The organism is Acinetobacter sp. YWS30-1, assembly GCF_033558715.1.
In the GTDB taxonomy this organism is placed as follows: Bacteria; Pseudomonadota; Gammaproteobacteria; order Pseudomonadales; family Moraxellaceae; genus Acinetobacter.
Genome location: NZ_CP114606.1, coordinates 278174 through 301477, shown reverse-complemented (window position 1 = coordinate 301477; position 23304 = coordinate 278174). Strand labels below are relative to the sequence as shown.

At 45.4% G+C, this 23304-nt stretch carries 14 protein-coding genes; 8 read left to right on the top strand and 6 right to left on the bottom strand.

Features of this window, described 5'->3' with window-relative positions; translation table 11 throughout:
* Nucleotides 1-156: 156 nt before the first annotated feature.
* On the bottom strand, nt 157-1362 hold the full coding sequence (gspF, locus tag O4M77_RS01390; RefSeq protein WP_323713712.1) for a type II secretion system inner membrane protein GspF: 1206 nt from the start codon (nt 1360-1362) through the stop codon (nt 157-159).
* Between the two features lie 149 nt (nt 1363-1511).
* Here gspF and O4M77_RS01385 point away from each other — a divergent pair, with 149 nt between their 5' ends.
* The 8 genes from O4M77_RS01385 to O4M77_RS01350 all read left to right on the top strand — a co-directional run bounded on the left by O4M77_RS01385 (nt 1512) and on the right by O4M77_RS01350 (nt 9852).
* Nucleotides 1512-3734: a primosomal protein N' gene (locus tag O4M77_RS01385; RefSeq protein ID WP_180011868.1), complete on the top strand. Its 2223-nt coding sequence runs from the start codon at nt 1512-1514 to the stop codon at nt 3732-3734.
* 73 nt (nt 3735-3807) lie between these two features.
* Nucleotides 3808-5664 (top strand): cation:proton antiporter, encoded by a 1857-nt coding sequence (locus O4M77_RS01380; RefSeq protein WP_323713711.1) that lies wholly within the window; start codon nt 3808-3810, stop codon nt 5662-5664.
* A gap of 50 nt (nt 5665-5714) precedes the next feature.
* On the top strand, nt 5715-6590 hold the full coding sequence (gene hslO, locus O4M77_RS01375; RefSeq protein WP_004781734.1) for an Hsp33 family molecular chaperone HslO: 876 nt from the start codon (nt 5715-5717) through the stop codon (nt 6588-6590).
* Between the two features lie 217 nt (nt 6591-6807).
* Nucleotides 6808-7257, top strand: coding sequence for a DUF2147 domain-containing protein (locus tag O4M77_RS01370; protein ID WP_323713710.1), 450 nt, complete (start codon nt 6808-6810; stop codon nt 7255-7257).
* Between the two features lie 277 nt (nt 7258-7534).
* Nucleotides 7535-7996, top strand: coding sequence for a DUF2147 domain-containing protein (locus tag O4M77_RS01365; RefSeq protein WP_323713709.1), 462 nt, complete (start codon nt 7535-7537; stop codon nt 7994-7996).
* 187 nt (nt 7997-8183) lie between these two features.
* The gene (locus O4M77_RS01360; RefSeq protein ID WP_179991984.1) at nt 8184-8645 is read left to right on the top strand and encodes a DUF2147 domain-containing protein; all 462 of its coding nucleotides are present in this window, start codon (nt 8184-8186) and stop codon (nt 8643-8645) included.
* 520 nt (nt 8646-9165) lie between these two features.
* Complete coding sequence (locus tag O4M77_RS01355) at nt 9166-9495, top strand: chaperone modulator CbpM (RefSeq protein ID WP_004781729.1); 330 nt, start codon at nt 9166-9168, stop codon at nt 9493-9495.
* 93 nt (nt 9496-9588) lie between these two features.
* The gene (locus O4M77_RS01350; protein ID WP_004781728.1) at nt 9589-9852 is read left to right on the top strand and encodes a YdcH family protein; all 264 of its coding nucleotides are present in this window, start codon (nt 9589-9591) and stop codon (nt 9850-9852) included.
* Between the two features lie 161 nt (nt 9853-10013).
* Here O4M77_RS01350 and pnp read toward each other — a convergent pair whose 3' ends face one another.
* From pnp to O4M77_RS01325, 5 genes are all read right to left on the bottom strand, one after another.
* Complete coding sequence (gene pnp, locus O4M77_RS01345; RefSeq protein WP_323714077.1) at nt 10014-12101, bottom strand: polyribonucleotide nucleotidyltransferase; 2088 nt, start codon at nt 12099-12101, stop codon at nt 10014-10016.
* A 249-nt stretch (nt 12102-12350) separates the two neighbouring features.
* Nucleotides 12351-12620, bottom strand: a complete 270-nt coding sequence (gene rpsO / locus O4M77_RS01340; RefSeq protein ID WP_004637724.1) for a 30S ribosomal protein S15 — start codon at nt 12618-12620, stop codon at nt 12351-12353.
* Nucleotides 12621-13515: 895 nt separating this feature from the next.
* Nucleotides 13516-15288, bottom strand: coding sequence for an exodeoxyribonuclease V subunit alpha (gene recD, locus O4M77_RS01335; RefSeq protein WP_323713708.1), 1773 nt, complete (start codon nt 15286-15288; stop codon nt 13516-13518).
* Nucleotides 15289-15359: 71 nt separating this feature from the next.
* Nucleotides 15360-19478 carry a UvrD-helicase domain-containing protein gene (locus tag O4M77_RS01330; RefSeq protein ID WP_323713707.1) on the bottom strand — a complete coding sequence of 1373 codons (4119 nt, stop codon included), beginning with the start codon at nt 19476-19478 and terminating at the stop codon, nt 15360-15362.
* Nucleotides 19478-23188: an exodeoxyribonuclease V subunit gamma gene (locus O4M77_RS01325; protein WP_323713706.1), complete on the bottom strand. Its 3711-nt coding sequence runs from the start codon at nt 23186-23188 to the stop codon at nt 19478-19480. The genes O4M77_RS01330 and O4M77_RS01325 overlap by 1 nt, the downstream gene beginning before the upstream one ends.
* Between the last annotated feature and the right edge of the window lie 116 nt (nt 23189-23304).

Here is a 23304-nt window from a genome sequence, read left to right as displayed (position 1 = left end):
ACGATGTGCACGTAACTGGCTCACACGTACGGTAGGTTCAACAGCTGTAGTTGAAGGGTCTATGGCTTGATTTGGATTCCTTTTCATTCAATATCTCTCATTCATCTTTAGAAAGTTCAGGCACTTTCGATTCTTCGTAGACGTTACACATGTTATTTAAATCATATTATTCATATTCACGATTGGCAGCATCACCGCGATCACAATTACTAGCACAATACTGGCCATAAGTACTAGCATCAGCGGCTCCAGAAGCGCGAGTAATGTCGAAATCAGCGTGGTCACTTCACGGTCCTGCATGGTCGATGCCCGTTCCAGCATACGATCCAGCTCCCCCGAGGCTTCGCCACTTTTGATCATTTGTACCATCATCGGGGGGAAATAACCACTACGTTCCAGCTGGGTAGCCAGGTTCCCCCCTTCAGTGACTTTTTCAGCAGCCAGATTAACCGAATCCCGGATCACCCAGTTATTACTTACCGCTGCTCCGATGCGTAAGGCATCCACCAGTGGCACACCAGACTGGGTTAGAATTGATAAGGTACTGGCAAAACGGGCAGCATTAATGCCACGTGATAATTTTCCGAATAAAGGTAGTTTCAGAGTTAGACGATCAAAAGCATAATGCCCAGCGGTCGTTCTTAAAAAACGTACCAGCAGAAAAATACTTGCCGCACTCCCTATCAACAAAAATGGCCAGGCGATCCGGATAAAATCGCTGGCTTTCATTAAAGTCACTGTAATCCACGGCAAGGCATCTTTGCTTTGATCAAAGGTCTTGACGATATCCGGTACCACATAGGTCATTAGACCCATCACAATCGCAAAAGACATCAAGAGCAAAATAATCGGATAGATCATCGCCCCTTGAATCTTTTTCTGCATAGCAAAACGGTTTTCGGTATAGTCAGCTAACTGATCCAGAATCAGGTCCAAGTGACCAGAACGTTCACCAGCCGCAATGGTGGCAATATACAGCTCTGGAAAACGTCCAGACTGTTGTAGCGCCTGAGCCAAGCTATGTCCTTCCAGCACTTTAGAACGTACTGACATCAGCAGATTTTGCACATGAACTTTTTCGCTCTGCTTGCCGACGGCGCGAATAGCTTCTTCCAGCGGAATTGCGGCAGCGACCAGTACCGAGAGTTGTCGGGTCATAAGAGCCAAATCATAAGCAGTAATGCTTTTTTCAAACCATTTGCGACGGTAGTGCTGGTCTTTTTTCTCAACCGGATCTACAGAGACCGGAATCAGCGCCTGATCCCGAAGCTGTTGCCGGATTTGTCGTGCTGAATCCCCCTCAAGCACGCCTTTTTGCTGCTTCCCTGAAGCGTCAAGCGCAGTAAACTGATATGCAGGCATTGTAATGCTCTAATTTTCCAAAATTTTGCTTAACGCTGTTGCGTCAGACCATCAAAATCATTCATATTCTTCAATATAAATTATCTGCTCACTCTAACATAACTGAACTTTGAGCACGACGAAATTTCATCAGGACCCACTCTGTTACTATGCCAAATTCTGTTCCCGTTACTGCCCCTGTTTATCGTGTTCGTGTTGCAGTGCCGGTGCATCTGTTTGACTGTTTTGACTATAGCTTGAGTCAGGAACAATATCAGCAGGCAGAAGTGGGTGCCCGAGTCGCGGTTTCTTTTGGCCGGCAAAATCTGGTCGGCGTGATTACTGAAAAATTACCGCTAGATGCTCCGATTGATCCCAGTTTCAAACTGAAAGCAATTACCGAGCTTTTAGATGACCGTGCCATTATCAATTCCCAGGTTTTAAGTGTATTGACCTGGTCAGCACAGTATTACCAGTTTCCTATCGGGGAAGTGATCCAGACTGCCTTGCCGACCTTATTGCGTCAGGGCAAACCTTATAACCTGCTGGCCCGAAACTGGAAATTGCTGGATCATGAGGCTGAAGCCAAGGTTCGCCGTTCCGAGAGGCAACAGGAAGCCTATCGGATTCTAAAACTGCATCCGGTGGGAACAACTGAGAATCTCTTAAATCTGGCCGGAATAGAAACAGCGACTTTAAAAGCGCTCGAAAAAAAAGGAATTTGCGAATGTGTCCTGGAAGCACAGGATTTTAGCCCGCAACCTGTACAACTGGCCCAGATGCCATTAACGGCCAATCCGGAACAAAAGCATGCGATTCAGCAAGTGCTGAAATACCGCAAGCAATATCAGGCCTTTTTACTCGATGGCCTGACTGGCAGCGGCAAAACTGAAGTCTATCTTCAGATCATGGAACAGGTACTTAAACAGGGCAAGCAGGTACTGGTACTGGTGCCTGAAATCGGACTGACGCCACAAACGATTAGCCGCTTTCAGTCTCGTTTCCATTGTCATATTGCCCTGCTTCACTCTGGCCTGAATGACAGTAAACGCTTACAAGCCTGGCAAGCCGCTGAAACCGGTAAAGCGTCCATTGTGCTTGGCACCCGTTCTGCGATCTATACACCGATGCCGAATCTGGGTTTGATCATTCTGGATGAAGAGCATGACCTGTCTTTTAAACAACAGGAAGGTTTTCGCTATCATGCCCGTGATGTGGCATTGTACCGGGGACATTTACAGCAATGTCCAGTCCTCTTGGGTTCGGCCACCCCCAGCATTGACAGCTATGCGCTGGTGCAGCAAGGCAAAATGCAGGTGCTGGAACTGAATCAACGCGCGGGTACAGCACTAATGCCAAAAATCCATATTCTGGATTTAAAAGTGGCACCAAAGCAGCATGGCATCAGCCTGCATCTGATTGAAGAAATCAAAAAGCGCCTGGCTAAAAAAGAACAGGTACTCATTTTCCTGAATCGTCGTGGTTATGCGCCCGTACTGATTTGTGGCAGTTGTGGCTGGCAGGCGCAGTGTCCGAACTGTGATGCCAATTTCACTGTGCACCGGCAACCTTATCAACATCTGCATTGTCATCATTGCGGCACCATTCATCGTATGCCTGAACAGTGTCCGCAATGCCAGCATCAGGAGTTGGCCACTTTAGGCATGGGGACTGGAAAAGTTGAAGAACATCTGAATGAGCTTTTTCCAGATTTTGAAGTGATCCGGGTCGATCGCGACTCAACCAGCCGGGTCGGTAGTTGGCAAAAGATCTATGACAAGATTCAGAAAAGTGAGCCTGCGATTCTGCTCGGCACGCAGATGCTGGCCAAAGGCCATCATTTTCCTTATGTCACGCTGGTTGCAATTTTGGATATCGATTCTGGTCTTCTTAGCGTTGATTTCCGGGCCACAGAACGTACAGCACAATTGATCGTACAGGTCGCAGGTCGTGCAGGACGTGGGGAACATAAAGGGGATGTATATTTACAGACCCTAAGACCTGATCATGCGCTGCTGAATACCTTAGTCACTGAAAATTACCGCGCTTTTGCCAAGCAGACTTTGACCGAACGGCAAATCGCCCAGATGCCTCCTTTTCGTTATGCCGTGCTGATTCGCTGTGAATCCAAAGATCAGGCACAAAATACCGAATTCTTACAGAAACATGCTGCCCTGCTCAGGCAATATCCCGATCTGGTGCTGGACATCTGGGGTCCCATTCCTGCCCCGATGGAACGCAAAGCCGGACGCTATCAATCCCATATGGTGCTATTGTCCGCAGACCGTGCCCGTTTGCATTATTATGTCCGTAGCTGGTGGCAAAACCTGTTACAGGATAAGCCATCCAATATGAAGCTGACACTGGATATCGATCCACAAGAACTCAGCTAAAATATTGAGACCATCTTCATTTGATAAAGGCTCAACTTTAAGACTGGATGAAAATAAAATTTAAGGCGGAAAAATGTCGATACTGTTACAAATAGCGCTGGTTCTGGCGATTGCACTGTTCATGGTGCCACTGAGCCATAAACTCAGACTGCCAACAGTGCTGGGCTATTTACTGACAGGTTTAATCATTGGGTCGAGTGCCTTAGCGCTGATCTCTGCTCCTGAGGTGATGCAGACTTTTATTCAAATCAGCCTGTTGGCCCTAATGTTCTGGATTGGTCTGCAACTCAGACCACAACGAATTCTTCAGCTTGGGCAACCCCTGTGGTTTATGGCCATTTTACAGGTACTGAGCACGGCCCTGATTTTGAGCCTGCTGGCCTGGTTCTTTCTCGATCAGCATCTGGTTTCCAGCATTGTCATCGGACTGGCCGGCAGCCTCTCTGCCATGACGTTGGTGACCCAGTTTTTAAATAATCAGCAACAACTGGCGACCAGTTATGGTCAATCCGCTTATGCCAACACCCTGATTCATGCACTGATTGCAATTCCTATCATTGCAGCGATTCCGCTTTTTGCTGGGGTCAGTTCAACAGAACATGGCATAGCTTATTTTGCTGCCATGATGGCTACCTTTACTGGCTTATTTCTATGTAACCGCTATTTCATGCAGCCGCTCTATCGCTGGATTGCCAAAAGTGGTCGTCATGAATTGCATAGCATTGTTGCCATTGTCATTTTCCTGAGCTTACTAGTCCTGATGGATACGCTGGGATTGAATCTGTACCTCGCGGCATTATTTGCTGGCATGTTACTGGCTGATTCTGATTTCCGGATTTCGGTCGAAAAGAGTCTGCAGCCTTTTAGCGGATTATTGATTGGGCTGGCTTTTATCAGCCTGGGCATGTCATTGCAGTTTGCCGATATACTGACGCAACCCGTATTGATTATTGCCGGAACACTTTCGCTGATCCTGATTAAATTTGCGATTACCTTAGGATTGGCACGTTATTATCAACATAGCTGGCGCAACAGTACGCTACTCGCCGCCAGTGTGGCACAAAGTGGTGAGTTCGCTTTTCTGGCACTCATCATTGCACTTTCGCAGCAGATCATTACTCCAACCCTGCTCTCCCCATTGATGTGGATGGCAAGTTTATCCATGCTACTCACACCGGCATTTTACTGGTTATTACATAACCAGATTCTGCCACGACTGGATCGGCAAAATCATTTGGCAGCGACCTTTGACATTGAAAGCCTTCCACCAAATACTGCACCAATTTTATTAATCGGTTTTGGCCGTTTTGGCCAGATCATTACCCGTATTTTGCTGCAACAGCAACAAAAATTCAGTGTCATGGACAGCAATATCGAAGCAACTGAATTGCTCACCTCTTACGGTATTACCTTCTATCAGGCCAATGCGACTGAGCCAGAGGCTTTAGCTCAGGCACATCTGGATACGGTTCAGCATGTGATTGTCGCCATTGATGATATTGAAGATTCACTGCTGACCGTCCGGCATCTGCGATTAAATTATCCTGATATGTCTTTATGGGTACGGGCACGTGACCGGCATCATGTCCATCTACTTCAGGAGCTGGGCGTGGAACGAATCTGGCGAGAAACCTATGCTTCTGCACGAGAACTCAGTCAGTGTCTGCTAGGTCAGCTGAGCGGACTGTCTGAAGAGCAGGCGCAACAAAAGATCCATGAGTTTCATACTCACGATGAAAACCTGCTCAATCGTCAATTTCATCTGGATACGGAGAGCCCGTTTAATTCTGCAGGCTCAAGGAATACACTGGCAGAACTGGAGTATCTTTTTGCTCAGGATCAGCTAAAAAAAATACCAGAACAGGATACGGACACGCAACAGGACAACAACGCTTCAGGAATTGATGCCATAAGAGATGATCTGGCATAACTTGTGTTTTACAATAATGCCACCATTAAAGCAGGGTTATGGAGAATTTTATGTCTGATTTACGCCAACGCTTTTTTATTGAAGATAGCCCTGTTCGTGGTGAAGTGGTGCATCTTGAAGAAGCTTTACAAACAATTTTGGCCCAGCGTGACTATGCGCCTGCAGTAAAAATCCTGTTAGGTGAAATGCTGAGCGCCACTGCACTATTGGCCAGCACCCTGAAAATTAAAGGGCGTATCAGCCTGCAAATTCAGGCTTCAGGCACATTTAAATGGGCAATGGCTGAATGTAACCATCGCGGTGAAGTACGTGCACTGGCGGATTACGAAGAAGATCCACACTTTCAGGCAGCAGAAGATAGCAGCACAGTTTTAAAATCACTGACTAATCCAGTGCTGTTTATCAATATCGAGCCTGAATTTGGTGAGCGTTATCAGGGTATTGTTCCGCTTGATCAGGAAAATCTGGCTGGCTGTCTAATGCAATATTATGACCTGTCTGCCCAGATTCCGACACGTATCGTGCTGGCCAGTGACAACAACCGTGCAGGTGGTTTGCTGATTCAATTGCTACCGCGTAACAGTGAAGAAGAACAACGCCGTGTCGATGAAGACTTATGGCCACGTCTGACCATGCTGACTGAAACATTAAAAACAGAAGAACTGGTCACTCTGGAGGCCAATGAAATTCTCTATCGTTTATATAACGAAGAAGAAGTGCGCTTACCAGAAGTAGAACATTTGCAGTTTGGCTGTACCTGTTCTAAAGAACGTTGTGCGATTGCCTTACAGCAGATTGGTGTAGAATCGGTTCGTGAAACTTTAGAATTCCAGAATCCAATTGAGATGGACTGTCAGTTCTGTAATAGCCGTTATATTTTTACGGCTGAAGAAGCTTTGAGCCTGTTTGGTGAACACCTCAGTTAATAACCTCCCCTGTTCGACTCAAAAAAAGCACTCAATATTGAGTGCTTTTTTCATTTTATATTTTCATAAAATATTGACCAAAATTCCTCATAAAAAAAAGACAAATGTACTTAATTTCAAGCTTGCCTCATGATTAAAATTTGCACACCGATAGAATCAGAAGATCAACGGTATTTTCAAAGTAAAAAAATCAAAAAAAATAAGTGGAAGATTTTAAATGAAATTTCGATATTTAATGGGTGTGATGTTATGTGCTGCGCAGAGCTTCAGCTATGCAGCCGAAATCACGGGGACATGGAAAGCCATTGATGACAAAACGGGCTATGCACGTGCTGATGTTGAAATCAGTAAACTCAATGATGGTACTTATCAGGGGAAAGTCGTTCGTATCCATGCCATTCCAAATCGTCCTGCACATACCCATTGCTCTAAATGTAAGGGGGCACTGAAAGACGTACCTATTCTGGGTCTCTCTGTCTTATCAGGTCTAAAACCAAATCCAGAAAAGAAAAATGAATTCGTTAATGGTTCAATTCTCGATCCACTAACCGGCAATGTCTATAAAAGCAAGGCAACTCTGAATTCCCGAGGCAATGTGCTGACGCTTCGTGGCTATGTAGGTACACCCATGCTCGGACGAACAGTATCCTGGGTGAAAGTCGAATAAATCTCATTTTTTATAAATTCTCATCTGCAAGCTGTCTGGCCAGATCAAAGGCTTGGACAGCTTAAAATCATTATCTTTATCCCATTCCTTATCACGTAAATACTTACTCATTCTCATCATGCTGAATGAACGTAAATTTTAACTCATATTCATTTTTCTTAATTTAATGTGATTATTGACTGGTATTTAGTGTATTTTTCACGCTATATTAATCCCATAATTTTTTTATGCCTTTAAGAAATTAAATATATTTTCAATAACATGGGGTAATGTGGCAATGAGATTCAAACTGCTTTGTTCTATCATTCTTACAGCAGCAAGCACCATCAGTCTATCTGCTTTCGCCAACAGTGACCCATTACTTGGCCACTGGAAAACCATTGATGACCGTACTGGTTATTCCCTGGCAGATGTGGTGATTAGTAAGGATGCTCAGAATCACTATATTGCCAAAATTGTGCATGTTCGTGAGATTCCAGGGGCAGCTCGACAGCAGACTTGCACCCTATGCAAAGGCGCATTGAAGGATCAGCCGCTCATTGGACTGACGATGCTTAAGGGACTGAGTAGTCATCCCGAGCATAGCAATGAATTTATTAACGGCACTCTGCTCGACCCGGTTTCTGGACAGCTTTATCAGGCCCGTGCCCGCCTGAAAAATAATGGCAGGCATCTTACCATTCATAGTCGTGCTGAAGGTGCACCGGTCGTACGCAATATGACCTGGATTAAAAACTAGTTTCGAATTCAGATTATTAAGAAAAGCTCCTTAGGAGCTTTTTTATTTTAGGTCATGTGATAATTCACATGAATCTATTAATCTTATGCCAATCTTATCACACTTTGTGCTATTGATTTTGTTACATTTTATGAATAAATTAGAGTAATAAATCTAATACGAATAATCATTGATCAACAGGCATGTTATGAAGAAAATTTTAAGTCGCTTAATGATGGGGATCACATTGGCAACAGCAGCAGGTTTAAGCTTTGCTTCTGAAGATCCACTACTGGGGAAATGGAAGACTATCGATGATCAATCCGGTTATTCTCGTGCTGATGTCGAAATCCGTAAAAAACCAGATGGCAGCTATGAGGGAATTATCGTAGAAACCCGTAGCCTGCCAGGTGCAGAAAAACTGGGAATCTGTAGCAAATGCCCAGGACAGCTTAAGAATAAACCATTTATTGGCTTGCCATTTATCTGGGATTTTAAGGCAGACCCCAAAAAACCTCACGAATTCCATGATGGCAAGATACTTGATCCAATCAGCGGTAAAGTTTACAAAGGTAAAGCACGTTTAAGCGCCAATGGCAAACGCCTGACCCTGCGTGGTTATGTAGGCGTTTCGGTTATCGGACGCAGTGTTACCTGGATAAAATACTAATTTTTGTCAGTTTTCCATGCCCCTGTTTCAGGGGCTTTTTTAATGGTTATGATTTGAAACAATTAAGTACAAATAAAAACTGTTTCCCTTAGCCCAAACTCATAATAATGAATTGAAGACGGTTATTTTTTATTCACACAATGATCTATCTTCAGCTGCAATTCAATCTGCTACGGACTCTGGAACCTCTGGAACGGAGTATCCATGCAACAAGTATTCCTCAATTGATAGGCATGGGTAAATGTGTGTTGCAAACAGCGGATGGTTTGCAAATGACAGATAAAACTATAAAAACAGATGCCCGCCTAGATCTTTGTTTCCCTGCTCAGACTGAGCTGTTCAGGTTCAAGCAGGATTTCCACAGGATAGGAGTTCCTCTTCTAGGCAGGGTGCTGGTTCAACTAGCATCCCATACCGTTAGGGCACAGCGCAGCGGCCATAAAATATTATGGCATTCCCCTACTTCAGGACGACCTTCCTTTCTGAATGTCTCAAGCCTGGCTGTTTAAGGAGTAGAGCTATGACTACAATTCAATATAGAGAAAACTTTTCCAACGGTTATATCCCCTCTGAAATCATGGATGATCGTACCTTTGATTTGTTCCACTTTTCTGAAGCATGTGGCCAAAGTCCGGAATGGGTGATGCAACTCATTGAACATGGAATTTTGCCGAACCGTTCTAAAACGCATCCTGGTACCTTCCTCGGGGAAGATATTACTCGAGCACAGCGGGCTTACCGTTTGCAGCGTGATTTTGATGCTTCCTTTAGTGCCGTTGCCATGATGCTGGATCTCATTGATGAAGTGCAGGAATTACGTCGTGAGGTGAAACATCTGCATTTCAAGTAATGCCCTTTAATGTCCGGTCTGCATGAGTTAGATCAATGCGGACTAGGGCATATTTTGCTTTTTTCTTTTATTTTTTGAGTGATAAATATCCCTATGAAAACCAAAGACTGCAATAAAAAGATCAAATATATGTTCCCAGAATACCGTGATTTAATTGTGCAATTACGTGAGGAAAATCCGTACTTTGCCCGACTGTTTGAGGAACATAGTGAATTGGACAAACAGATTAGTCAGCTTGAACTCGATCCAGTCAATCATATCAATGATGATATCGATGCGATTAAACGCAAAAAACTAAAACTGAAAGACGAGATTTATCGCATGCTGAAAAACTCTGAAGCCGATCCGCTTACCTAAATGAGAACAGCTTTCTCAACCAAGAATGTTTCAATATAAGGTTTAATCATCCGTTTTATCTACAATGTGATTATTAAATGATTTCGGTTCTTAAATAAAGAATCTGTCCAAATAAAAAAGCCCGCATGATGCAGGCTTTTTCAGGCTTAAAAGTAATCGAATTATGCTTGTTCGATGTCTTTCATGGTCAATTTAATACGACCACGGTTGTCAACGTCAGCAACTTGTACTTTCACTTCCTGACCTTCTTTCAATACGTCAGCCACGTTGGCAATACGTTCGTTAGAGATTTGAGAAATATGAAGCAGACCGTCAGTACCTGGCAGGATGTTCACGAATGCACCGAATTCAACGATACGAATCACTTTACCTGTGTAGATTGTGCCTGGCTCAACTTCAGCAGTCAGTGCCTGGATTTTTGCAATCGCAGCCTGTGCAGCAGCTTTAGTTTCACCAAATACGCGTACTGTACCGTTATCTTCGATGTCAATCGCAGCTTTAGTTTCTTCAGTGATTTGACGGATAGTCGCACCACCTTTACCAATCACGTCACGGATCTTGTCAGGGTTGATGTTGATCACTTGGAAAGTCGGCGCGTGCATAGAGATTTCTGGACGAGCACGTGAAATCACTTGATTCATTGCGTTCAGAATGTGCATACGACCTGCATAAGCCTGGTTCAATGCAACTTCCATGATCTCTTCAGTAATACCTTCGATCTTGATGTCCATTTGTAGTGCAGTAATACCGTTAGCAGAACCCGCTACTTTAAAGTCCATATCACCAAGATGGTCTTCGTCACCCAAGATGTCAGAAAGAACTGCGAAACGTTCGCCTTCTTTCACTAGACCCATTGCGATACCCGCAACTGGTGCTTTAAGTGGAACACCGGCATCCATCAATGATAGAGAAGCACCACATACAGACGCCATTGAAGATGAACCATTAGATTCAGTGATGTCAGATACGATACGGATCACGTACGGGAAGCGGTCAGCTGCTGGAAGCACGGCTTGAACACCACGACGAGCCAGACGGCCATGACCGATTTCACGACGTTTAGGACCAGACTCACGACCTGTTTCACCTACAGAATATGCAGGGAAGTTGTAGTGAAGCATGAAGTTGTCAGTTTTAGTACCAGCCAAGGTATCTACCATCAACGCATCACGAGTATTACCCAGAGTAGTAGTGACCAATGCCTGAGTTTCACCACGTGTGAATAATGCAGAACCGTGAGCACGGTCTAATACGCCAACCTGTACATCAAGGGCACGAACAGTTTTAGTATCACGACCGTCAATACGCGGTTTACCAGACAGGATGTTGTCACGTACGGTACGGTATTTAAGATCTTCAAATAATTCGTTTACGTCATCAGCAAGACCAGTTTCGTCACCTTCTGGAACGAACTGAGCTAGCGCTTCTGCTTGAAGTGCATCAAGTGCTGCATAACGGTCTTGTTTCACCGCAATGGTATATGCTTCAGAGATTTTCGCTTCGAATGCTTCTTTCAGTTTTGCACGAAGGTCTTCGTTTTTCTCAGGAGCAACCCAAGTTGATTCTTTCGCACCAGCTGCGGTCGCGAATTCTTTGATTGCTTGGATCGCGATTTGCATTTCATCATGACCGAACAATACTGCACCCAGCATTTGGTCTTCTGAAAGTTCTTTCGCTTCTGATTCAACCATCAGTACTGCAGATTCCGTACCTGCAACGACAAGATCAAGATCACTTTCTTTCAATTGTTCAAAGCTTGGGTTTAGAACGTATTCACCGTTGATCAGACCCACACGTGCCGCACCGATTGGACCACGGAATGGTGTACCTGCGATCGCAAGTGCTGCAGAAGTACCCAGCATTGCTGCAATGTCAGCTTCCATAGTCTTGTCAGAAGACACAACAGTCGCAGTCACCTGGATTTCGTTATAGTAACCTTCTGGGAACAATGGACGGATTGGACGGTCGATCAGACGTGAAATCAGCGTTTCAGCTTCAGATGCACGGCCTTCACGTTTACCGTAACCACCAGGAATACGGCCAGCTGCGTATTGTTTTTCTTGATAGTTAACAGTCAGTGGGAAAAAGTCTTGACCTGCTTTAGCAGTTGGTTGAGCAACAACAGCAACTAATACAGTTACGCCGCCCATAATAATCAATACGGTATTGGCCTGACGCGCAACACGACCTGTTTCTAGGACAACCTGATGTTGGCCAAATTGGAATTCTTTACGAACAATATTAAACATCGACATGTTTTATTTTTTCCTGATTTTATTCTAGTGGAGACCCCTAAGGTTTGGCATTCACATCCAAATGGACGGGTAAATGACAAAGCTTAGAAGCCGACCTCACCAGAAATAAACACTATTTTTAAACACAAAGAAGGAGCGAACATTCGCCCCTTCCCCTGATCTAGCCAAAGGCTAAACCGACTTTAGTTTTCAGCAATAAAGCATAAGGCATGCAATAAACCCGAAAATAAAGTTTAAATCGAATTAACGACGTAAACCTAAAGCACCGATCAATGCAACATAACGACCGTGGTCTTTACCATTTAGGTAGTCAAGAAGCTTACGACGTTGGTTAACCATACGGATCAGACCGCGACGGCTATGGTGGTCGTGTTTGTGCTCTTTGAAGTGACCTTGTAAGTCATTGATTTGAGCAGTTAAAAGAGCTACTTGAACTTCTGGTGAACCAGTGTCGTTTTCAGCGCGAGCGAATTTAGCAATGATCTCTGCGCGATCTGCGTTTGTTAAAGCCATTCGATTTCTCCGAGATGCTTATATATCTTGATAAAAATCAAAGTAATGAGAATTCAATACATTGACTGCCGTGCATCACTACAGCAAGTTGCATATTTTAAGGGAAATTGCGTCAGATTGCAAAAATAGATCATGAATTTTGATAGTTTTAGCTGCCAGATGTCTTTGCTTATTTACTGATATGAAGAAATCCCATATGGTTCAATTTACACATAATTTCAGGAATTGGACTTGATCTGGCTTACGAATAGCTGTTTAGATAACTGCAGAAATTAACTGATCTTTTTATATTTAAAATATTTCTGGTCGCGCTTAGAAATAAATGATAAAAAAAAGCCCGAGTAAACTCGGGCTTTTTCGCGCTGTAGTTTCTTCTATTATCATTTTTTATTTATTGTTTTTTTTTAGTGCGTTTTACGCTTTATTATTTTCAAATCTTCCTGGCTAAAAATAACTTCCTTGTGTGGTAGATTTTGCCATATTGTCGAAATGCTCATAGAGGCATTTATCCTCACTCGCTGTAAGCCATTGCGTACAAAATTGTCATCGAAATTTGCAAAATATTACACTTATATATCTTTTAATTACACTATTTACTTAAATTTACTTATTCTGCCAACTTAATTGAACTATAAGATTACGGCAAAATTCCATTAACGGCAGATATAAAAAAGCCTTGTAGTCTCTCCCAAAACTACAAGGCTTAGCGGCTGTAAGTTTCCTCTTTCACTTACTTCACTGTAAGTTCGCTGTCTGGTGACATTCTTGTTCTTATTATGCGATTTATACCCAACTTTCCGTGTTGAGTTCTTTTGTGTGACCAATCTTCTCAAAAACCGAGTAAAAGCTCCATGCGCCAATTTCCTGAATCCATGTAAGCATTTACCTACAACAGTTATTTATTTTTTGCCAATAGATTGTTGCATTGTTCAAGTATTTTTTCGCTTAAGCCACTCTTTCGTGTGGTTCTGACGCATAGCGCTTGTGTAAACGCGTCGCGATCTACCAGCAAGCTCACAACTTTTTTGGCCCGGGTAATCGCTGTATAAATCAGTTCCTTACTCAGCAAATTTTTGGCCTGTTGATCGAGTACTACAGCCGTATGAGTAAATTCTGAACCTTGCGATTTATGAATCGTCAAAGCAAATGCCGTTTCGATACTTTTCGGTAAGCGGGTCGCCAGCACCCATTTTTCTAAGCTCGGGAAATACACTTCAAATTGTGACTGTCCTTCTTGTTCTCTCCAGAAACAGATGCCAATATCACCATTGGACAGACCCAGCTGATAATCGTTATAAGTCATCATCACTGGTCGACCGGTATACCAGTCGCCCTGTTTTAACTTGCCTACACTGGCCAGAAAACGCTGTTCAATCTGCTGATTGATTTTATTCAAGCCCAGATCACCATGCCGGATTGCGGTGAGAATCCGGTAACCATCAAAGTACTGAATTGCCTGCTGCACATATTGATCAAAATCAGCCTGATCCTGAGCCAGCTTGATCGCGTCTGCATAACCCTGATAGCCATACATCAGTTGATCATAATATTGGTCTAACTGTAGACCTGTAGTTGGGTTTATTTCTGGCAAATATTGCAGTTGCAGCTGGTCAATTTCCACTTGGTCCAGTGCAATTGCTTGCAGCTCACTCGCAGTAACTACTTGTTGTTCAAACTGGTTTAAAACTGATGCTGGAACATGCTCCTGCTGGATAAAGTGTGCCATCGCTCCAATCCGGGCGCCTGAAGCAAAACGGCGCGTCGTGATTAAATTCACTCGGTTATCCGCCAAAACAGAAGTCTGCTGTAAATCTGCCAGTACAGTGCCGACATCCACCGAGGCCAGCTGATCTGCATCGCCTAATAAAATTAAGCGGGCTGAATCTGGCACTGCAGCAAGAAGCATCTGTGACAGGCTTAAGTCCAACATGGATGCTTCATCAACCACGATCACATCATAGGGTAAAGGCTGCTTGGCATGAAACCGTGGGCGTCCCAACCGGCCCAAGCCCAGTAAGCGGTGCAAAGTAACGGGTTGAACCTGCTTTAAAGCCTCCAGTTCAAAAGCGTGTAACTTTTCACTATATAAAGCTTTCTGCAAGGCTTCTTGCATTCGCTGCGCAGCTTTACCCGTCGGAGCAGCCATCGCAATCCGGATATTGGGTAGGGCTTCATGTAGCACCGCAATAATATGTGCCAAGGTGTAGGTTTTACCAGTTCCTGGCCCACCGGTAATAATATTCAGCCCCTGCTTGGCGACCATTTCCAGCGCTTGCTTTTGCTGTGGATCTGTCAGGAGGTTACGATCACGCTCACTTAATTCAACCGGCGTGACAGCTTGTGCCTTAATCCGGGCGATCTGGGCGGCGACCGCTTGTTCCAGCTGCCAGTAGCGGTATAAATACAATTGCTGGTTTTCAAAAATAAAAGGTGCAATGCCTTGAGCCTGCTGGTTACGATCCAGTACCAAATGATGCAATAGAGCTGTTTGCTCGGCACTAGCCGGAATACAACTATTGCCCTCCTGCATCGCTTCAAGGAGCTGCTGAATCAGCAATTTTGCGGCAGCATCAAAGGTCGCCGAACTGAACGGTGGCTGACATAGATAGTCAATCCAGGCCATTAAATGGGCTGATTGCTGAGACACGTGAATTTGCTCATTTTCCACACAGTTATCCTCAAAGTTATCCACAGGATAATCTTCTGTTTAAACTCTTAAAATTTTATAAATCATCAAAATTATGCTGATTTTTTCTGCTCAAAATAGCCCAGAATTTCATCCAGTTTCAGAATAAATTCCAGACCAGGCTGCCAGTGATAAGCGCCTTGTTCAGCCTGACCATTCATACCGCGCAAATACAGATAAGTCGCCCCACCCAGATGCTGCTGCATGTCATATCCCTGCATGTTCACGCTTAGATAACGATGCAATGCCACCAGATATAAGGCCGCTTGCAGCCAGTAACTGGAGTGGGTCATATTCTGCTGGATGGCCTCGGCCGTGTAATGCTGCTGATCCGGCCCGAGAAAATTGCTTTTATAATCGGCAATATGATAACGCTGGCCATCAAAATAAACCAAATCGATAGAACCGGTCAGATAGCGTGCCGATTTTGCCTCATTAAAATCAGGCATGAGAATATCATGCTCGGCAAACAGTTGCTGGATCTGACGAATCTGTAACGGTGCATCGGTTAAAGACAGATAAAACGGAAACTCGGACAGATACGCACCTTGCTGCAACTGTTCCAGGCTGAAGTCTTCCTGTAGGGGTGCAGCCAGAATTTCTTTGAGCCAGTCATGAACCCGATTGAGTAGAAGATCCTCAGTCATCTCATCAATGAAATGATCGAATGCCTGCTGAAAAACGGCTTCTACATCCAGTTGCGCTGCTGTCTCAGCAGGCGTCATCTGCGCTATTTCCTGTTCGAAAAACAGGATAAAAGGTTCATCATCCAGTTCTGTAAAATAGCGCTGAAACTGCCCTAAGAAGTTCAACCATTCAAAGTGATCGAATGTTTGAGCGGAACGGAAAAACTGCTGCCATTCCTGACGATAAGCTTCACTCTGATCATGCAGGCGAATTCCGGTCAGGATTTTATAATTCAGGCTGGAGAGTACTTTTTGCATACTCTGCTGCAATTTTTCCGGCTGCATTTGACCTTGACGGGCCACCTGACTAAACAGGGTCTGTAAATTCACACAGGCCGTCTGATAGCCCGGGGTAAATGCCTGCTGTAACAATGGACGAATATGAAAGGCCTGATGAAATTTCTCTTTCAGTTCCTGCCAGATTTGTGGCGCCGTATTTTTAAAACGACGACGGATTTCCAGATTCCAGTAACTGCGATCCTGAAAATCGATATGCTCAAAAATACTGTGCAGGAAGGTTCCGGCTACCGTGCCTTTTGGAAAATTCAGCCTGATCCAGTCCAGTGGCTGACTGGCTATCTGCTGTTCCAGTTCCAGTAGATTCATTTCATCTGCGGCACTGTCCGGACGTTCAGAAGCGATGACCAGATCATCCTGCAATATCGCCTGATGCGGGAGATGCTGTGACAGCGCGGTAAAGCTGGTTTTAGTCCGTGGATAGAACTGTCGCTCCGGTAAAGGATGAGCCTGCATCTGTAACGGTGCTTCTGTCTGTTTTGCCACAATTCTAGGCGGCTCAGAAGCCAGAGGTTGTTCCAGCAGACTTAGGGCATGCTGAAAGGCCGCCTCACCTTGTCCACGCCAGAACGCCAGACCTGAATCCGCTTGTCCGCTCTGATCTTGCAGCATGGCATAAACCCGGTGACTGGCCCGGGTCAGTGCCACATACCAAAGCCGGTGATTTTCTGCGGCATTCCGAGCCGCATTTTGCAAAATCGCCTGCTCATGCAAGTCCTTATGATTAACTGCAATTACCCGGGATTGTTCCAGTACATTTTCCGCAGCTGACAGGGAAAAGTTCAGATTCCCCTTATTTACATCAAAAGGCGCATCGGCACCCAACAGGAACACGACTTTGAATTCCAGTCCCTTGGAAGCATGGATGGTCAGCAGTTGCACCCCATGATCGCCGGAGAGTTTGCGCTCTTTTTCATTGTCCTTGCCGGAAGGTGATTGCAATTGACGCAGATACCAGTGATACAGCTTTTGAGCACCCTGATAATATTCACTTTGCTGGCACAGAATCTCGGTCAGGTGACGTAAATTCACCACCACCCGTTCATTGTCCAGACTCTGGCTTGCAACCAGATTGGTCCAGACCTGAAACAGATTTAAAGCATAATTCCAGGCCGTCAGAAACCCTTTTTCAAACCACATTTCCCGGATAGCATCAAAGTCTGCAATATAACGGCTCAGACCTTCGCTCTGCTCTTGCAGTTCGATTAACTTTTTCAGGTTAAAGCCCAATAAACGGGTCAATAAGGCACGTTTGACTTTGGCTTCGTTAAAAGGCTCCATGATCGCGGTCAGAACAGCTGCAACATCCTGAGCCACCGGACTGGCAAAGACGCTCTGCTTAGATTCCTTATAACAGGGAATCCCCATGCGTTGCAGACGCTGCTTGACCTGTTCCAGCGCATAATGGCCAAAACTGAGAACTGCAATATCATCCGCTTTTAAGTGCTGAACGTTGTCACCCTGCTGGAAATACAGTTGCTGCTGTTCAGACTGATTCAATAACTGGCGGATTTTCCAGACCACCTGATCGGCTTCAACGTCCTGTTCACCGAGCTGAATCCAGCGTAGTGGATACGGATTACTCAGCGTTTTATCGATTAAATCCGGATGTGGCCGGCTCCCCGCCTGAATCAGGGTGTAATGCACCTGTTCACCAAAATCCATCTGGCGTTGAAACAACGCGTCCACCACCTCGACTAAAGGCTTTACCGAGCGATGGTTCTGGATCAGAGTATATTCACGGCCCTGCTTTTGCAGCACATCGGCACGCGCCTTGTTATAGGTCAGCATGTCACCGCCACGGAAACCGTAAATCGCCTGTTTCGGATCACCCACCATGATCATACAACCGGCTTTGACTCGATTCGGATCACGCCAGATTTTAGCCAGCAGATCATCCTGATCCTGGTTGGTATCCTGAAATTCATCCACCAGAATGAGTGGATAGCGTGCCTGTACAAACTGGGCAAAGCGTTGACCTTGCTGTCCCTGTAAAGCTTCAGCCAAGGTTCGAATCTGTTGGGAAAATGTGGTTTCACCCTGTTTTTGCAAGGTTTGTGGCAGACGGTTCTGCACACTGCGAATAATATGATATTCAAGATAGGTGGTCAGCTGCTTCAACTGTGCATCCATCTTCTCTTTGACTTCGCACAATCCATCAATGGCCTGAATCAGGCTATGTTGCAGAATCTGCTGTTGCTCTTCTTCCGGACAGCTTTTGTTAAACACTTGAGTCGTCGGCTGAAAATCGGTTTTCTTACGGCGCAAATAACACAGATTCAATAAGATCGCATGCAGTTCTGGATCAAAAAAGCTCATCACACCTTTGGTTTTCAGTGCCGCCATCCAGGTCATAAAGTTTTCACAAACGTCACTTAATCTGGTCAAAAAACTCTTATGAAAATACTTCGGAGAATTCTGGCAATACTCCCGAATGATTTCAATTTCATATTCATGCACATCGAATAAGCGCTGGATGCAGTGCTCTAGTTCAGTCAGATCCCATTCGACTTTTTCTACCTTCTGAAAGTATTGCACACGGAAATTTAGAGCATCACGAACTAGTCCAGTATAATGTTCTACTGGTTTCAACAGGTTTTGCAGATATAGATGATTGATCATATATTGCGGCTGCTGCTGGATCCATTCCCGCAACACATCATGAATCAGCTGCTGGATATACAGATCCTGATCTTCAGTCAGTTCAGCCCGTTCAATCTTGCCGCTTTCAAAGGCAAATTCACGCAATAATTTCTGGCTAAAGCTGTCCAGTGTTCCGACAAACAGCTCATCCAGCTGGTTCAGAACCAGACGTAGACGGCGCCGGGCATAGTCCATGCGTGAGCCATAATCTTTCAACACCTGCTGGAACAGCGGATCCGATTCAGCCTGGATTTTGGCGGTGATTTCGACCGAATTCAGCTCCTGATGACGCTGAATGAAGGCTAGCGTTTCCTCGACTCTGAGACGTACCCGGTTTTTCAGTTCAGCTGTAGCCTTACGGGTAAAGGTTGTGGCAATCACCTGATGCGGATAATACTGATCCAGAAAAATCCGTACCATCAAACTGGATAAGGTATAGGTTTTACCGGTCCCCGCGGAAGCTTCAATCCAGTGCAGGCCGCTAAAGCGCATGTCCTGAATCGGATTGGTTGAAATCTTTTTGTTCTGGTTGGGTAACATGGTCATTATTCTTTTATCCATTCCAGATGTTCATGAATCGGTGCATATAACGCATGAGCAAAATCATGGCAACAGCGTTGCAAGGCCAGATCCGGGTCCTGATCCTGCAAAATAAACTGCCAGTCCTGATGCAACTGGCTGGATTCATCGCTGGCCAAAGGCTTGGCACTTTCATAGCTGTTGTTCCAGGCCTTTAGCAGTTCCTGCATCTCGGCAATGGTGATCTGTCCCTGTTCATTTTCGGTCCATTCCCAGGCCTTTTTCATCAGCAATTCGGCAGGCAATACCAGCGGCTGGGTCTGTCCCACTTCCCAAGCTTTCAGCCAGGCCTGTAAATGATGACGTGCCTGACTAGAACGCAGTCCGGAGAATTTCAGGGTTTTATTACTGAAAATGACAATCCGTTCCAACTGCGGCGACAGTTCATCATTATTCAGATAGGCTAGCCAGAGCAGATATTCCAGCCAGACCTGTGCCCGACGTTTTTCCGAAGCGGAGGAAGACTGCATGCTGAGCCAATAATTGCTGTGCGGCACTTGCGGCAAGGTAATATGAATCAGCAATTCAGGGTTATATTGCCAGGTTTGCTGCGTTACAGGTGTCAGCTCTTTATTCAGCTGCAATAAACGTTCTTTTAGCGATTGCTGTTCCTGCTGACTGCTGAGCCAGGTCGCTTCCTGAGTTTTTCCCACCGGTAAGCGGTCTAACATCAGCTGTGGCTCAATCTCTTGATCCTGTTGCAGCAGAAAATCCCGAACCTGATACTGTTCCAGTTTATTCAGCAATAAGGGTTCTCGTGAACTTGGCAGATCGGCATATCTCACACTGGAAATACCGACACTTTTCAGGAATAGACGTGCCGGGAAAATCATGTCCCGAATCCACTCATCCCCTTTCAGCACCCGGATTTCTTTCTGCATCAAGGCCGGATAATGGGCATTGATCCAGCTGCTGCGCTTGCCCTCTGCACTGCGAATATATTCTGCTACAGCAAACCACTGGGTCTGATAACGTGGAGTATGAGATTCGACGTAACCGATCGGATCGAACGGCTGTAGTGGATGCACATGATAGAGCTGACGGATATGCTTGGCCACGCTCAAACCATTCATCTCAACCGTTTCATCGACTTCAGCATCGGGCTGGTCTGACTGGCAAATCAAGGCAATATGCTGGATCAGTTCCTGCAATGAAGTGGATGGATCACGCGCTTCACCATCATCAACATCAAAGCCATTATAGAACAGCCATAAATTGTCCTGTGCCAGTAGCAATGCATCCAGAAAAGCGCCTTGGTCATCATCCAGACGGGAACGATCCCCTAACTGCGGCTTCAGACTGTTCATCAGGTCAAATGGCACCTGCTGATTCCGGCTCGGAAATTTACCGGTATCCAGATTCAGCATCACCACCAGCTTATACGGCAACGGACGGATCTGGCCGATTTGACTAAAGGTAATCTGTCCGGTCGGCTCGGCCTGATCCAGTTGCATCTCCAACGTATTCTGAATTTCTTCCAGTACATAAGGCAATGGCAGACTTAAGGCGACCAGCTCCTGGCTGGCCTGCGGATCATCCTGATCATGGTAATCGGCCAACGTCAGCATCCGCATCTGCTTGTCAATGATTTCTGCGACCGTCTTTAAGAACTCAACCCCGGCTTCACGGAACTCATTCAAGTCTTCACGCAGATATTCCAGCCAAGTTTTTACCGGGGTACGTTGGCCCTGTTCATGCAAAATCAACCAGTCACGGCGCTGTACCAAATCCTGATAAATCTGGATTAAAGTCGAGATCAGAGGGAAATCACTACTCAAGACCTGAGCATAACTTAAGGTGTCCTGAAACAGGGCGTGTTCTGGCACTGCAAGTCCGAGTGCCAGCCGATCCAATGCAAATTTAAAACTGAAACGGTAATCTTCATCACCGGCAGTCAGGCTTTGCTGTAAATGCTGCTGATCCAGACCGCGTTTAAAGCCCGCTTCGCCCAGTAACTGCAACATGCGCTCAACTTGCGCGTAGTCCAGCGCATATAGTTGCTGGGTCGCATTCAGGCTGAGCCAGTCGGCAAAATCTTCGATACTGAAACGTCGATGCACCAGCTGAATCCGGCCCAGTACCGCGCGCCAGGCATTGCTGACATCGAGTCGGGACACCCCGGCAATCTGAATCGGTAAATATAGATTATCTTTTTGCAAACGCTGGCTATGGCCTTCCCGTTCTCGCGGGGGTGGTGCAAAGACGCTACGAATCGCCGGTTCCAGCTCTTTCAGGTTCGGGGCCAGCACCAGAATATCGCTCGGCTGACGTGGGGCATCTTCCGTGCCTTGGGCCAGCCAGTGAATCATCTGTTCTTTTAAGACTTCCAGCTGGCGCAGTGAGGAATGACAGACATGAATCTGTACCGAATCATCGTCGGGTTTGAGCGGATACTGGTGTTTTTCCGGTTCCAGCAGGTACAAAATATCCGACTGGATTTTGGCCAGTAACTTATCCTGATATTCATCCACGAAAGCATCGGCCCAGAGACCTTCTTCACCTGAAGACAGTTTGGACAATAACGAGAAATGATCACGTGCCTGCTTGCCAAAGCGGGTCAGCAAGGGATGACGCGATTCTCGGTCTTCGGCATTAAAGTTCAACTGAAAGGCTGCAAAGAAATGCTGGATTTCGGTATCAGTCGGCAAACGTCCCTGAGATTTTTCAAATTTCTTGATGAAACGTTCCTGCACGCCAAGGTCATAACGTGCTTTCCAGTCTGGATCGACACTATCGGCCCAGTATTCCTGTGACGGGTTAAAGTGGAAAATATAAATATCGATGTATTGACCGAGACGGCGCAAGAAATCCAGCTGACTCGGTGGCAATTCTAGCAAGGTAAAGACCACGACCTGTTCTGGCAAACGTTTTAAAGCCTGTACCTGAGTATCTTCATTTTCCAGACGTTCCCAGTACATCTGTTCGATGTCCAGAATCTTGGCATAATCATCCTGAAAGACATGCTGCCACAACCAGCGCTGCCAGGCTTCCAGTTCGCGTGCCTGAATCTTGACGAAGTCTGCCACCGGAATTTCATGGCCATTTTCATCTTTAGGAATATAGATCATATGCTCAACATCGAGCGCAATATCCTGCCCCCAGGACGCCAGCCAGTTAGTGGGACAACGACATTCCTGTGGTGGGCAATTCCGCGCGCAATAACCACGGTAATCCATATAATGGCTAAACAGGCGCGAGACCTGTTCGGATACCCAGTACAGCATGCTTTGTTTTTTCAGCTGCTTCTCTATGCCCTGTTCCAGACGATCTGCGCTGTCATAAATCCGTTTGATAATCGAATACAGTGGATGATCGATCTCTAATGGAATCTGCTCAGGCAAAATGCATTTACGTAATGCCTGAAATACCCGCCATTTAATAATAATTCGGGGAATATTGGCTTCACGAACCTGTTCGACTTCTTTGGGATTATTCAGCACCCACTGATAGGAAGTCCACTGAAAGGCACGGATCCGGTGATGAAACTGGGTATTGGCACTGATGCCCTTTTTCTCGGCAATTTTCTGGGTGAGCCAGGCCTCGACTGCAGGAGACGGTACAATAAAATGCCGTGGCTGTAACACGGCCAAGGGATTTTTTGCGCTCTGGTTGACGATACGCAGCATACTATCCAAAAGCACATCAATGCGTTGACTCTGAATAACATGAATTGCCATCGTTTCCCCTGAAAAATGAGATGGAGCAGTACTACAAAATGATAAAGATTATTTACTATACTTACCGAACTGTCTATGTCACTTTTTAAAACTCATACTTCAGTCAAAAAAGTTCT